Here is a 14,500-nt window from a genome sequence, read left to right as displayed (position 1 = left end):
ATCACTCATGCTGTTTTATTAACGTTTGTAGTATCGCAGCTGCCTCTTTAAAAGCCAATACTGAAATACGCTCGCCTATTGCAGCAGTTAAAGTGGTGTCGAGTTGCGATAAGTCTGGCCGTATATGTTCAAACACTGCAGTAGCGGCCATATTAGCGCTATTAAGATGCCGCAATAAAGCCAACATATCATGCTGTAACTGCTCGTTGTCACTAGCATTAGGCTGTGATGTTGAGTTTTGTGCCATTGAATGTTGAGGGGCGAAGTGTTGGTACTGCAACAGTGCTGTCAGCTGTTCTGCCGCTTTATAGCAGGCTTTTAGTAACACACTGTTCAGAGTAGAGGTGTCTGCATTACCCTGCGATAGCGTTTTTTCCAGTTTAGCCGCAGTGTTAGCCAGTGCAGTAAAGCCTAGCGTTGCTGCAGCACCTTTAATGCTATGACTCAGTAGTTGCAAATCCTTCCCTGTTGGCTGTTCTGATAGCTGATGAATGGCGGTGCTAATGTCTTTTTGTAGCTGCACGGCCAGTTTAAAATACAGTGCTAAATTGCCACCTAAGCGCTGCAATGCTGGATTAACATCAATTAGTTGTTGGTCACAAAAATCGGCGAGTAATGTATTGTGTTGTACTTGCAGATCATAGGTTTGAGGCGTTGCTAAGATTACCTGCCCACAGTAATGGCAAATTTTGTCAATAACTTCCTGTAGTACAAAAGGCTTCGCAATATGGTCGTTCATGCCAGCCTCAATACAGGCTGCTTTGTCCGATGGCAGCGCATTTGCCGTCATGGCAATAATAGGAATGTATTTATATTGTTCTCGTTTACGAATATGCCGTGTGGTTTCATAGCCATCCATCTGGGGCATTTGGATATCCATTAAAATGACATCGAACTGCGAGCCAGGTTCAGCCAGTATGTTTAGTGCATGTTCACCATGTTCGGCTGCTGTCATTTCCGCCCCTTGGGATTGTAATAACTCAATGGCCACCAGCTGATTGGTGGGGTTATCTTCAACCAGCAAAATACGCAGGCCCTTTAATGGCATTGTTGCTGGCACCACTGGTTGCGCCTGAGCGGGTGATTGGCTGTCATTCAGTGCTTGTTGCAGGGTTTTTAATAACATATCGGCTGTGATAGGCTTAACTAAAAAACCATCTAAAAATTCAGGACTTATGTCTGGATGTGAACCCAGTAGCTCTTTGCTATGCGCGGTAACCATAACAATCATGGTGGCATCGGCAATATCGGGCTGACAGCGTACTTTTTCGGCAAAAGCCAGACCATCCATTTCGGGTAAACGCCAATCTAGCAACACTAAGGTGAAGGGGGTAGGCGTATCTTGCGCTTCCATTAACATGGCCAAACCTAGCTCTGCATTATCAACACAGCTTACCTGCCACCCCATGGCTAAACACATTTCTTGCATAATCAGTCTGGAGCTGGCGTTGTCATCTACAACCAAAACATTAAAGTTAAACGCTGTTGCTTGCTGCACTGGGACAATAAGCTGATCCGAAAGCTTTTTAAGTGCCACTTCAAAGCTAAATGTGCTGCCTTCACCCAAGTTACTGCTTACGCTAATGCTGCCTTGCATTAAATCGATAAGGCGCTTACTAATTGCCAGGCCTAAGCCGGTGCCGCCAAAGCGTCGGCTAATAGAATATTCGGCTTGATGAAAACCGGTGAAGATATGCTTTTGTTGCTCTTTTGTCATACCAATGCCGGTATCGCGCACCGCAAATTGAAGCTTAATGCCATCGTCAGCTGCGGGGATAACAGAAATTGAAATAACCACTTCGCCATGTTCAGTAAATTTTATGGCATTGCCAATAAGGTTAAGTAATATTTGTTTTATGCGCAGGCTATCGCCATACAGGTTTAATGGCACATCGCTGGCAATGTGATACAGCACTTCAATATCTTTGTGCTGGGTGCTGGATGACAAAATAATACCAATATCTTGTAGTAAAGTGGTTAGGTTAAAAGGTTGCTCATCCAGCTCAAGTTTACCTGCTTCAACTTTAGAAAAGTCCAGAATGTCATTGAGCAAAGCCAGAAGTGATTGGGCTGCACGATAAGTTTTGTTGATATACTCTGCTTGTCGTTTATCTAATGGCGTTTTCTCAACCAGTTGCAGTAAACCTAAAATGGCATTCATGGGTGTGCGGATTTCATGGCTCATATTAGCCAAAAAATCTGATTTTGCTTTACTGGCACTGTCCGCTTGCTCTTTGGCTTTTGCTAGCTCGGCTTCTCTATGTAGTTGCTCCGTTAAATCATAGGCAATACCGATATAACCTAAAAGCGTGTTGTTATTATCGACTAAGCTGCTCACATTTAATTTCACCGGAATAGGCTTACCTTGCTTAGTAATATAAGTCCAGCGGCGTAGATCGTTTTTGCCGAATTGCGCTTTAACTATAAAGGTTTCAAAACCCACATTGACAGTAGTGCCTAGCTCTGCCGTTAGTTCATGCGCGCGTTGTTCCACTTCTGCCGGCAAGTGAAATAATGCCGGCGTATGATGAGCAACCACTTCATCCCCGCGATAGCCGAGTAATTGTTCTGCCGCAGGGTTAAATACTGTAATTACCCCATCAGTGTCAGTTGCGATAATGGCATAGCCAGCGCCGTTTAAAATACTGCGCTGTAGGGCACTGGTATTGGTGATTTCTGCTGTGCGTTGCTCAACTTGTTGTTCAAGCTTCGCATTGGCTTGCTTTAACGTGGCGGCGGCTATTTCTACGAGTTCGTGTTTATGCTTTCTAATTTGCTGGCGACGTATAAAAAGTAGTTGAACGATGTAAACGATAAAAGACAATAAGAAACTAAAAATGATAATTTCGCGAAAAAGGGCCCTGGGTGCGGGTAGCTCCATTGCTGCAATAAACTGCGGTGTAGGGGCTAACTGCAATAACCATTGCCGGCCAAATAAGGCTAAGGTGAAATCTTGCTGGTATTGCGGTTTTGCTTCTGCCTCAATGCCGTGTTGATAAAATAAGGTGTTTTGATTAGGGGTTAAATCACTGATATTAAGCACTACGTCTTGTTCTAACCTTGCAATATTAACAAGCACTTCGTCAATAAGTAAGGCCGCATAACTCCAGCCAAAAAGGTGATTCATGCGTTGTTGTGGCGTTTGGGGGGCCGGCGCAATATTGTAAATTGGCATAAGAATTAGAAAACCGTGCTGCACCTTGTTCATGGCCTGAACCAGGGTGATTGGCGCAGTTAGCCTGACATCATTATCAAAGGCTGCACTAAGTGCCGCTTCTCTGCGTAAGACATCTGAACCAATATCCAGGCCAACGGCCTCTTTATTATCACTTTCGGGTTCAATGTATTGAATAACAAATAAACTGTCGTTATGCGGCGTTATTTGGCGAATGGTAAAGTCGTAACCCGGGCGGTCTTGCCGGGCGCGTTGTAAAAAGGCCGCTTTATCTTGAGGCTGAACATACCTGATAAACCCAAAGCCCCGCGCACCCGGGAACTCTAGCGGGTAGTCGCGGCTGCGGGTGTATTCCATCATTGCCTGATAGTTAAACTGTTGTGGCGTGCGGCTCATTACTGAACCTCGGGTGCCGCGTAAGCCATATTGATACAAGGTTACTTTTTCTTTTACGCCCTGGCTTATTTGCTGAATACGCTCTGCCACTGCCTGATTTATACGTTGATCGTTTTGTTGCGCTTGTTGTTCAGAATAATACTTTGCGAAGGTAAAACCTACAACAAGAAGCGCTATAGGTAACCAGAGCGCCAACACAAAATCCCAGACATGTTTGGCGGGTTTATCTAACGGCATAATTAGCCGCCACTCTTAGGTGGGTTTGGCATATAGCGGTGCAGCAGCTCAGCTGCTTTGGCAAAGTCCAGGCAGGCTACCTGATGAAAAAATAATTTTGCATCAGGTTCTGACATCAATTGATTTAACGAAAGTTTGTTTTGCAGCACCATATTACACGCCGTCATATTTTGCGTTTCAAGCAGGGTCATTAATTGCGCTGCATCTAATGTATCGAGTTGGGCTGCTGCCTGAACGCTTTGCAACTGAATAATACTTTGTAGTTCGTTGCAGCTTTGCTGATAAATGTGGATAAAACCTTGTAACGCATTGGCGGATATACTTTTATTGCCCGCACTGGTTTGCTCTAATGCAGAGGCTTGCTTTGCTAGTTCATCTGCACCTATTGTTGCGTAACTGCCGCGAATTTTGTGCAGTAGCTGCTGGGTGTTTTCAGTATCGCCTGATGCAAGATACTGCTCAAGTTTTGCGATGTTTTGCGGTGCCGCATCTATCAGGTTTTGCATCATCTGCAGTAACTGGGGCGCATGCTGAGAGGACATTAGCAAAATGCTTTCAAGTCTGGCGCGGTTTATTACAGTCACTACATCTGCTCAATTAATTTAAATTTAATAAAATTTAAGCATTTATCATGTTTTTTGCCAGATTTATTTTAATTTCGTAAAGAAAAGTTTTCTTGGCTACACTACAACGGAAACAAGTAGTTTGAGGAGGGTATGTGCAGATGGAATTGGAAAGCGATAGCAAACCAAGCCTGCTTATAGTGGATGATCAGCTCGGCAACATTACGCTGTTAAGTGAAATATTACATGATTTAGCACACATCTATTTTGTCACCAATGGTCTTGAGGCGCTTGATAAAGCAATTGAACTGCAACCGCATGTTATTTTGTTAGATATTGAGATGCCGGAAATTAATGGCTTTGAGGTGTGCAAGTTACTTAAAAACCATCCGTTAACCGCAGCTATTTCTATTATCTTTATTTCGGCACACACCGAGGCTGAGATAGAGTTTAATTCGTTGTCTTTTGGTGCAGTGGATTTTATTGGCCGGCCTTTTCATCGCGAAATTTGCCGCGCCAGGGTGAAAAACCATTTGGTGTTGCAGCAGCAGGCAAAAGAATTGGCGCAGAGCAAGCAAGCGTTATTTGTCGAAAAGCAGCGATTACTGGTAACACTAAATTCGATAGGGGATGCCGTAGTTGCAACTGATATCGATGGAAGGGTGACATTTTTAAACCCGATAGCAGAAAAAATGACCGGCTGGCGACAAATTGATGCACTGAACAAGTCAATCTCTGAGGTGATGCAACTAAGAGACATCGAGAGCAAGCAAGTTGTTACTAACCCAGTATACTTGGCGTTAAGTGAAAGACGCATAGTGGCAATGGCGTTAAATTGCGAGCTGGTCAACCGAAGCTCGCTTGAGGCTTCTGCGGTAGAAGATTCAGCAGCCCCTATTTTCGATCAGCATGGCATAATGTTAGGAGCCATCATCGTGTTTCACGATGTTGGCGAAGCCAGAGCGCTGGCGACCAAAATGAGTTTTTTGGCTAATCACGATCAATTAACCGGATTACCCAACCGGATATTGCTGTATGACCGGATACATCTTGCTTGCAGGTCTGCGGCGTCCACTCAGCGAAAAGTGGGCATCATTGCTATCGATATCGACCAATTCAAATACCTTAATGATTCACTGGGCCATCTTTGTGGAGACGAGCTGATAACGTTACTGGTTAAGCGTCTGCTATCGATCCTTGATCCTGAGCAGACGTTAGCTCGAATTGGCGGTGATGAGTTTGTGCTGGTTTGTCCGGATATGATCCATGTAGAGCAAATAGATTTGCTGGCACAGCGTATTAGTCGAATTATGCAGCAACCATTTGAAATAGGACAAAAAAACTACAATATGGCGCTCAGTATGGGCATTAGTTTGTTTCCTGCTGATTCTGCTAATGAAGAAGAGTTAATGCGTCATGCTGACGTTGCATTATTTAAAGCTAAGCAGGAGGGACGCAATCGGTTTTGTTTCTTCTCTGATGAATTAGGCCAGCGTATTTTTCAACGGCATCAGCAAGAACAGAGTTTACGAGATGCAATTTATAACAATAGGTTAGAGGTATATTTTCAACCCAAAGTTGATTTACAAACTGAACAGGTTTTTGCAGCCGAATCCTTGGTAAGGCTACGGGATAAAAATGGCACTTTGATTTCACCAGGCGATTTTATCCCGTTAGCAGAGGAAACCGGTTTAGTGGTGCCTTTAGGCAAGCTGGTTTTAATTAAAGCGTGTCAGCAGGCTGCGCGTTGGCTCAAGCACGGTTTTAATTTAAGTGTGTCAGTTAATATTGCCGCAGCTCAGTTTGCGGATCCTGATTTAGCAAAGCTTATTGAGCAAACATTAATGGAGAGTCGTTTACCATCGGCGTTGTTAGAGTTAGAGGTAACCGAGACCGCATTGATCCAAAGACCAGAGCAAACCGCAGAAGTGTTGCAGCGACTGCGTGCTATTGGGCTTAAAATTGCCATTGACGATTTTGGCACGGGTTACTCAAGCTTAGCCTATTTGAAGCGGTTTAAAGTGGACGTGCTTAAAATTGATATGTCTTTTGTTAAAGATATGCTGGTCGATAAAAGCGACTACGAAATTGTCAAAACCATCATTTCACTTGGTCGCTCGATGGATATTGATTTAGTTGCAGAGGGAATAGAAACGGAACAGCACAAAGTCAGCCTGCTAGAGCTGGGATGCCCATTTGGACAAGGTTATTACTTTGGTAAACCTATGCCAGCAGATGACTTTATGCAGTTTATAGTGGATAAGCGTGACTTAAAGTAGTGTCATTAGCGACTTAAGTCCATAGGCAATGCATGACAGAGTAAATAACCCTGCCGCATACAGCCCGATAAACCACAGCCATGACCGATGTTTAGTTTGGTTCATTAGTAGCCTTCCTCGTAGTCTTCAATTTTTCCGCGAAAGATGTGATAGCCCCAAAGCGTATAAGCCAGGATCAGCGGGACAAATATAATAATGCCCGGCAGCATAAAGCTAAGGCTATTATCGGGAGCCGCTGCTTGATAAAACGTGAGGTGTCTTGGCAACAGATATGGAAATAATCCCACCACTAAACCGGTAAAGGCCAGTAAAAACAAACTTGCGGCTAACCAAAAAGGACGGCTTTCATGGCGGGCATTAATATCCGCCTCGGCGGCAAACTGTCGTTGTACCCGGCCCAGATCGCGAAACAACAACCGTGCAGTCAGGATAGCCGATAGTGGTAATAAAAATAACCCTAAGGCATAGCTGCCACCAAACCAACGTTGCCGGATTTCGGGTTGTGCCCATAACGTCCAAAGGCTGACAAGTAACATGGCAAGCATGACAAATAACAATAGCCGTTGGCCATAGCGGGCCGCTTTTTGTTGAATAGCGCCGCGGCTTTTCATTGTAAGATACGTACATGCTAATAGGGCATAACCCGCCATAACGGCAATACCGGTAAACACACTGAACGGGCTTAGCCACTGCAAGCTAGACATCATCAGGGTATTATTGTCGGTGCCCTGCACCAACACGCCTAACATTAACCCTTGGCAAAATGCCGCCAGGCTGGAACCTATTGCAAACGCGCGGTTCCACCATTGTTTTGATGTGGTTGATTTAAAACGATACTCAAATGCTACGCCGCGGAAGATTAAGCCTATAAGCATTAACATGATTGGCAGGTAAAATAAGCTGGCTATGCTGGCATAAGCCAGAGGAAAGGCACCAAACAAGATCACGCCGCCAAATACCAGCCAGGTTTCGTTGCCATCCCAGACATGGGAAATTGATCGCATTAAATGATCATGCTCTGCATCCGTGTTAAACCAGGGGTACAAAATACCAATGCCTAAGTCAAACCCGTCTAGCAGCACATACATTAAAATAGCAAAGCCCAGCAGCAAAAAATAAAACAGCGGTAAACCAAATTGCAGTTCCATTAGTGTTGCTCCTTTGAGGGGTTAAGTTGTTTTGCTAAGGCGACTGCGTAGCCTGCAGCTTTGACACCAACGAGCTGCTGGTGCAGATAAGCCAACGGCGGGGGGCCTTTGCGGATAAGTTTGCGCATAAAGTACAGATAGACACCAAATAACAGGCTGTAGGTTGCGACAAATAATGTCAGTGAAAATAACACCCTCTCTGCTGGTAATGGCGATACCACATCCATAGTTCTCACTAAACCATAAACGAGCCAGGGTTGGCGGCCAATTTCAACGACATACCAGCCAGCAAGCACAGCTATTACACCCGTTGGTGCCAGATAGCTACAGACGGTTAAAAACCAACGGCTTTTATACAAGGTGCCACGCCAGCGCAGCCATGCACCGATCAGAGCCACTAATATCATCAGTAAGCCAATGCCAACCATAATACGAAACGAAAAAAACACCAACGCTACGTTTGGCCGCTCATCTGCTGGCACGGCTTTTAATCCCGCCAGTTCACCGTCAATATCATGGGTTAAAATCAGGCTGGCCAGCTTAGGTATACCAATCTCAAAGTGGTTCTTTTCGGCGGTTTTATCAGGTATTGCAAACAGCAGTAATGGCACACCAGTCTCGCGCTCAGCCCATATCCCTTCCATTGCGGCTAGTTTTACCGGTTGATGTTCTTTCACGTTAAGACCATGCAGATCGCCAACAAAGGCTTGCAGTGGTGTTAGCAGCAACGCCAGCCACAATGTCATCGACACGCCTTTACGTGCCATGGACTTGTGCTGCGTATGAAGCAGTTGCCAGGCACTGGTCGCCAGCACGACAAAGCAGGCTGTAATAAAAGCGGCCAGCAGCATATGGCTAAAACGATAGGGCATCGATGGGTTAAAAATAACCTGCCACCAGTTATCTACCTGAAATACACCATCGACAATAATGTGCCCGGCAGGGGTTTGCATCCACGAGTTAGCGGCGATAATCCAAAACGCTGAGATCCAGGTGCCGATAGCAACCACGAGGGTAGCAAAAAAGTGTAACTTTGGCCCAACCCGTTGCCAACCAAACAGCATAATGCCAAGAAAACCGGCTTCCAGGAAAAAGGCAGTTAACACTTCATACGCCATCAAGGGGCCCAGCACTGCGCCTGTTATGCGCGAGAACTCAGAAAAATTAGTGCCAAACTCGTATGACAATACGATGCCAGACACCACGCCCATGCCAAAGGTGATAGCAAAGGGTTTGATCCAAAATTTTGCCAACTGTAAATACACCGGATTAGCGGTTTTTAGCCAAAGGCCCTCCCAGATAGCAATGAGAGTGGCTAAGCCGATAGTAATTGATGGAAAAATAATATGAAAACTTACCGTAAAGGCAAATTGTATGCGTGATAACAGCGCAGCATCCAGTTCCATATTAGCGCCCCTTATACCAGATTTTCCGACATAGGGCCGGCGCCAAGGCAATCACTGTTATTAATACCAATGCGAGGATTTCGGTAACTAGTACGCCACTATTCATAACAAGCTCTTTTGTAGACAGAATTGTGCTGCTACAGCAAGATGCTTACCACTTTGTAAAGTGATGATTATTTTGTTGATATATAACAATATTTATTTATAGCTTGTGTGGTATGTAAACAAGGTTTACGATTTGCAGGTCGCTTATGTGTAAACGAGGTTTACAGTGTCATTATCGGTTGCGTTTGAAATTAGCATGGTGCTTACCAGCGTGTGTGCGGTATTGCTGTCTGGCTGGCTGTTGTGGCAAGGCCAACGGCAGCGCGCTATGCCAGCATTGGCAGGTTTTGCAGCAATGATGGCATTGTGGTGTACAGGCCATATTGCCATAGTACAAGGTTGGCCGGTACTGGGTGTTGCTCTGATATTAGCCAACCCTCTGATGCCGATGTTTTTTTTACATTTCGCGCTGCAATTTGTCGCCACGCCTGAAGCTGGTTCCGGCGGCTGGCGCCGGAGACTACCCTGGCTGTATGCGCTAACAATACTGTTAATTGGCTTAAGTTGGTTTGGCCCTGGCGGAAAAATAACGACCACGGCCGGATTTGACGCTTTTTTTGTGTTTGCCGATATTGGCTGGTTAAATTTACTCTACACCATTTTACTTGGCGTTGCGGCACACCTTGTGTTGTTTCAAGGTTGGCGCCTGCACAGTGGTAATAAGCGCCGCTCTATTGTTGCCATGTTTATGGCTGGAGGTTGGGGATTATTACTGGCGACAAGCTTCGTTTTTCCGTCATTGGGATTAAACTGGTATCCCTATCCTATGTTGTTGCTACCCAGCTATTTATTATTGCTGGTGTATGGTGTAGTTCGTTATCAGGTTTTAGAGATTAATGCCTTTGCAAACAAAGCATTAATATGGCTTGGCATGCTGTTGCTTGTATTGGCATTAATGGCACTGGTGAGTGCCTTGCTAGGGCAATTGGGCATGCAGGCGCTATCTGCGGTGCCCGCCAGCCAGCTTTGGTTATATTCGACATTGCTACTGCTGTTGTCAGCCGCCTGTTATCAACCGTTATCAAAGTTAGCGCGGCGCTTAATTTACCCGGGTGGCCAATTAAATGAGAGCTTGCTTGCGCACTGGCGTTCTAAGTTGCAGCAGTGTAATAGTTGGCATGAACTGGCTGCGTTAGCCGCTGGGTTATTGTCTGGCCAACTCAGGCAAAAAGTAAGTGTACAGCTGCCTCTTGCCGGGCGAGCAAATCCGGGTTTGCAAATACATTGTTTGCGAAATGAGCATGGTTGGTACTATGCGCTAAAGGGCTGGGATGATGTTACGCCTGGCTATCGTCTGCAAGGTGAAGTCTTTGCCGCCTTGCTGCTAAGTAATTGTCGGATTTTGGAGCAGTCGCTAAAGTTGGCCGATGCTGAGCGTAAACGGCTGGATCAACAACACTTAGTAGAACTGGGTGCCTTGTCAGCTGCAATGGCGCATGAACTGCGTAACCCTCTCAATATTATTTCGATGGCAGCAGCCACTACTCCGGCAGAAACACGGCAACATATTCAGCAGCAGCTTAAACGGGCCGATCGTTTGATTGCCGATTTGTTGAGTTATTCTGGCCGTCTTGAGTTGCAGTACAGTGACTTTTTGCTAAAACCACTGCTGCAAGCTGTGCTGAGTCAACAGGATTGGCAAGGTGTGCAATGCCAACTGCAGGTACCTGACGACTTAATGTTATACGGTGACAGTTACCGCGTGCAGCAGGTGTTGATTAACCTGACGGATAATGCACTGGCATTCTGTCGTAACCAGCCACAAGCGGAGATCAAAATTGAGGCGCACAATGAGCATGACCATGTGTGGATATATGTACATAACAACGGCCCGGCTATTGTGCCGGCACAACATGCCGCACTGTTTCAGCCTTTTGTTAGCAAACGTGCCGGCGGTAGCGGCCTGGGCTTAGCAATAGTGCGTCGAATTATGCAAGCGCATGGAGGTGAGGTTTGTCATCAGAGCGATTTGGGCTGGCCGGTTAGTTTTGTACTTAAATTTACTTTAAACGTTAAGCAAAATCTTGGACTGCAACTTCCACATCAACAGGACATGACAAATGGCTAAGGGTAATATTTTACTCGTCGATGACGAGCCGGCGTTTCGTCAACTGGCGCAAAGCTGGTTAAGCCAAAGTGGCTATCAGGTAGAGACTGCCGCTGACCTTGCAGCCGCGCGCGCACAGCTTAAGCGCTTTGACGCAGATTTAATTCTGCTGGATTTATCTCTGCCACCTGAATTTGATCCACTGCATACGTTGCAGGCAATGGCAGAGTTTAACAGCAGGCCCGTCATTATCCTCACCGGGCATGCCGAGCGGCAGCTGGCATTGGATGCAATAGCGCTGGGGGCCTGGGATTTTATTGCTAAACCGGTAGACCCGGATTTGTTAGCGGTGGTTATCAAGCGTGCGCTAAACAAGCACCACTTAGATACAGAATTGCAGCAGCTAAAACAGCAACAGCAAACAGATGCTGGCTTACAGCGTTTAATTGGTGTGTCGACGCCTATGATTGCGATGCGTACGCTTATCCAACGTATTGCGCCAACCGACGTGCGTGTGCTGGTTACCGGGCCATCCGGTACGGGTAAAGAAGTGGTATCACGAGCACTACATGAACTAAGCCGTCGTGCCAGACAGCCCTTTGTCTCGGTACATTGCGGTGCTATACCGGCAGAGCTATTAGAAAGCGAGTTGTTCGGATATGTCAAAGGGGCTTTTACCGGCGCAGACAAAGACCGTCCTGGCTTACTAAAACTGGCTGATAACGGTACCTTGTTTTTGGATGAAATTGGTGAAATGCCGTTACCCATGCAAGTAAAACTATTACGGGTGCTGCAAGAAGGCACCTATTTCCCGGTTGGTGGGCGTGAACAGCAGAAAATTGATGTAAGGCTGATTTCTGCGACCAATGCGAATTTACCGCAATTGGTGCAAAAAGGCCTGTTTCGTGAAGATTTATATTATCGTATTAAAGGCATAACGCTAGAAACTATTGCATTAGCCGAGCGCCGTCACGACATACCACTGTTACTGCAATTCTTTCTTGAGCAACTGCTGCGTCAACACAAGCAAGAGCTTAAATTAGACAGCACGGCACTAAGCTGGTTTTTACAGCGTGATTGGCCGGGAAATATCCGGGAGCTTAAAAATACATTAGAGAGTGTGGCAGCAGTGGCTCAGGGCGGAGTCATTAGCATGGCCGATATCAGCTTATTACACCCTGAAGCCGTCAGCTCGGAGGAATATCCGTTAGAAAGTAATCATGATGGGTTGCAGCTCGATCGGGCAGTACAACAGTTAGAAGTGCGATATATCAACAAAGCGATGCAGTTAAGTGGGGGTAATAAAAGTCGTGCAGCCCTGTTATTGGGGTTGTCCAGACAGGGGTTATTGAAGAAAATTGACCGTTACGGTCTCAGCGTTTAAGGTAGCAATAACATGACGGAGACAGTAAATGAAAGCAGTAGGTTATCAACAATCTTTAGCCGTGACTGATCCTCAGGCGTTGCTGGATATACAACTACCGGAGCCGGTGGCTAAAGGGCGGGATATTCTGGTACGTGTTAATGCGATTTCAGTCAATCCGGTAGATACCAAGGTGCGGCAGCGGGTACAGGCTGAACCTGGTCAGTACAAGGTACTTGGTTGGGATGCTGCCGGTGAAGTTGTCGCAGTTGGGGAAGACGTTACGCTGTTTAAAGCGGGCGACAAGGTATTTTATGCCGGTTGTTTAACCCGTCAGGGTAGTAACAGTGAGCTGCACCTGGTTGACGAGCGACTGGTTGCCGTTATGCCTGATTGCCTTGATTTTGCTCAGGCTGCTGCATTGCCGCTCACGGCGATTACCGCCTGGGAACTGCTGTTTGAACGCCTGGAAGTGCAACAACCCAGCTTGAAACATCCGCGCCCGGTTTTGTTAGTGACAGGCGCCGCTGGTGGGGTAGGCTCAATTTTGGTTCAGCTTGCACGGCAGCTAACAACGGCAACAGTTATTGGCACGGCATCACGTGCAGAAACCAAGCAATGGGTTAGTGAATTAGGCGCGCACTATGTTTTGGATCACAGCCAGCCGTTGATACCTCAACTGGACGCGCTGGGCATAAACGCGGTGAGCCACGTTGCCAGTTTAACGCATACTGAGCAACATTATGCTGAATTGGTAAAGCTACTGGCTCCGCAGGGCAAATTAGCACTGATTGATGATCCCGCCACGGGCATTGATATTATGCCCCTCAAGCAAAAGAGTATTTCTTTGCATTGGGAGTTTATGTTTACCCGAGCGATGTTTGCTACCGCAGATATGCAGGCGCAACATCAGCTGCTTAGCGATTTAAGCCGTTTGGTACAGCAAGGACAAATAAAAACCACGCTTAAGCAAACCCTGGGTACCATTAACGCCGCCAACTTACGTCAGGCTCATCAGCTGTTAGAAAGTGGCAAGGCTATTGGTAAGATTGTGCTTCAAGGTTGGTGATAACAGCGTCACAGCGGTCATTGCTGACTGCTGTGACGAGATTTAAGCAATTTGCTGATCATCATTCAGGCCACTGTACCAGGCTTTAAATAACACCCTTTCCAGCGCCTGTTTTAATGCTTCATTAATGGGTAGATGCTGTTTACCTAACTCGTAATCCAGTTCGTTAACCTGCTCTTTCGCCATAATCATCATTGGCGGTGGATCAGACTCCAGAGCAATCAACGTATCTTGATAAGCAGCCGTATGGTCTGCCTTGATTACTTTGCAGGTAGACAGTGATGTCTTGCCAAGTTTATCACGATAGCCAGACGCGCCGAACAAGCGGCATATGCTGGGACGCTGTTGATAAACACTGCATTGCCCCTGTTTGCCATCAAATGATAGCTTTTGATAAAAAAAACAGCCCTGAGGCTCTGTTAACTCTTCGAGTTGTGTCAGTGTTTGTTCCGCTTTACCTTGATCAAACAAGTGTAATGCCAGCGGCAACATTTCCAGCACCGTCGCTTCTATCGTCGGTTGCAAGCAACATTCACCACAACCCGAGCGACATGTTAAGCCACGCTGTTGTTGGTATGTTGAAAACGTTGTCGCTATTTCGCCATACACAGCCTCAACACGACGCGATAACTCACGCAGCCGTTGCATAAAGACTCCGAACGAAATAAATAGTAATTTAGGTTTGCCTGTTTAGAAACGACGACACGTCGCC

The 14,500-nt window shown here is 46.2% G+C and carries 9 protein-coding genes; 4 read left to right on the top strand and 5 right to left on the bottom strand.

Features of this window, described 5'->3' with window-relative positions; translation table 11 throughout:
* Position 1 precedes the first annotated feature (1 nt).
* Positions 2-3,808 (bottom strand): CHASE domain-containing protein, encoded by a 3,807-nt coding sequence (locus tag ORJ00_RS04960; protein ID WP_306139152.1) that lies wholly within the window; start codon positions 3,806-3,808, stop codon positions 2-4.
* Between the two features lie 2 nt (positions 3,809-3,810).
* Positions 3,811-4,392 (bottom strand): Hpt domain-containing protein, encoded by a 582-nt coding sequence (locus ORJ00_RS04955; RefSeq protein ID WP_306139151.1) that lies wholly within the window; start codon positions 4,390-4,392, stop codon positions 3,811-3,813.
* A 140-nt stretch (positions 4,393-4,532) separates the two neighbouring features.
* On the opposite strand from ORJ00_RS04955, the gene ORJ00_RS04950 reads away from it, so the two are divergent.
* The gene (locus ORJ00_RS04950; RefSeq protein ID WP_306139150.1) at positions 4,533-6,650 is read left to right on the top strand and encodes a two-component system response regulator; all 2,118 of its coding nucleotides are present in this window, start codon (positions 4,533-4,535) and stop codon (positions 6,648-6,650) included.
* A gap of 104 nt (positions 6,651-6,754) precedes the next feature.
* Here ORJ00_RS04950 and cydB read toward each other — a convergent pair whose 3' ends face one another.
* Entirely contained in the window at positions 6,755-7,798 is a 1,044-nt protein-coding gene (gene cydB, locus ORJ00_RS04945; RefSeq protein WP_305975217.1) for a cytochrome d ubiquinol oxidase subunit II, read from the bottom strand.
* Positions 7,798-9,204, bottom strand: coding sequence for a cytochrome ubiquinol oxidase subunit I (locus ORJ00_RS04940; RefSeq protein ID WP_305975219.1), 1,407 nt, complete (start codon positions 9,202-9,204; stop codon positions 7,798-7,800). The genes cydB and ORJ00_RS04940 overlap by 1 nt, the downstream gene beginning before the upstream one ends.
* Positions 9,205-9,475: 271 nt before the next feature.
* On the opposite strand from ORJ00_RS04940, the gene ORJ00_RS04935 reads away from it, so the two are divergent.
* The 3 genes from ORJ00_RS04935 to ORJ00_RS04925 are packed head-to-tail and all read left to right on the top strand — an operon-like array spanning position 9,476 to position 13,788.
* Positions 9,476-11,377, top strand: coding sequence for a sensor histidine kinase (locus ORJ00_RS04935; RefSeq protein ID WP_306139149.1), 1,902 nt, complete (start codon positions 9,476-9,478; stop codon positions 11,375-11,377).
* The gene (locus ORJ00_RS04930) at positions 11,370-12,740 is read left to right on the top strand and encodes a sigma-54-dependent transcriptional regulator (protein WP_306139148.1); all 1,371 of its coding nucleotides are present in this window, start codon (positions 11,370-11,372) and stop codon (positions 12,738-12,740) included. The genes ORJ00_RS04935 and ORJ00_RS04930 overlap by 8 nt, the downstream gene beginning before the upstream one ends.
* Positions 12,741-12,768: 28 nt before the next feature.
* Entirely contained in the window at positions 12,769-13,788 is a 1,020-nt protein-coding gene (locus ORJ00_RS04925) for a zinc-binding alcohol dehydrogenase family protein (protein WP_306139147.1), read from the top strand.
* A gap of 42 nt (positions 13,789-13,830) precedes the next feature.
* On the opposite strand, the gene ORJ00_RS04920 is transcribed toward ORJ00_RS04925, so the two are convergent.
* On the bottom strand, positions 13,831-14,436 hold the full coding sequence (locus tag ORJ00_RS04920; protein WP_027671800.1) for a YkgJ family cysteine cluster protein: 606 nt from the start codon (positions 14,434-14,436) through the stop codon (positions 13,831-13,833).
* Positions 14,437-14,500: the final 64 nt, after the last annotated feature.

It is taken from the genome of Rheinheimera baltica (assembly GCF_030731985.1).
Lineage (GTDB): Bacteria > Pseudomonadota > Gammaproteobacteria > Enterobacterales > Alteromonadaceae > Alishewanella > Alishewanella baltica.
This window is presented reverse-complemented; position numbering and strand designations above follow the sequence as displayed.

Excerpts from the sequence above, each read along its gene's own strand:
- ORJ00_RS04960 (WP_306139152.1), bottom strand. The coding sequence starts at position 3,808 with ATGCCGTTAGATAAACCCGCCAAACATGTCTGGGATTTTGTGTTGGCG.
- ORJ00_RS04950 (WP_306139150.1), top strand. The coding sequence starts at position 4,533 with ATGGAATTGGAAAGCGATAGCAAACCAAGCCTGCTTATAGTGGATGAT.
- cydB (WP_305975217.1), bottom strand. The coding sequence starts at position 7,798 with ATGGAACTGCAATTTGGTTTACCGCTGTTTTATTTTTTGCTGCTGGGC.
- ORJ00_RS04940 (WP_305975219.1), bottom strand. The coding sequence starts at position 9,204 with ATGGAACTGGATGCTGCGCTGTTATCACGCATACAATTTGCCTTTACG.
- ORJ00_RS04930 (WP_306139148.1), top strand. The coding sequence starts at position 11,370 with ATGGCTAAGGGTAATATTTTACTCGTCGATGACGAGCCGGCGTTTCGT.
- ORJ00_RS04925 (WP_306139147.1), top strand. The coding sequence starts at position 12,769 with ATGAAAGCAGTAGGTTATCAACAATCTTTAGCCGTGACTGATCCTCAG.
- ORJ00_RS04920 (WP_027671800.1), bottom strand. The coding sequence starts at position 14,436 with ATGCAACGGCTGCGTGAGTTATCGCGTCGTGTTGAGGCTGTGTATGGC.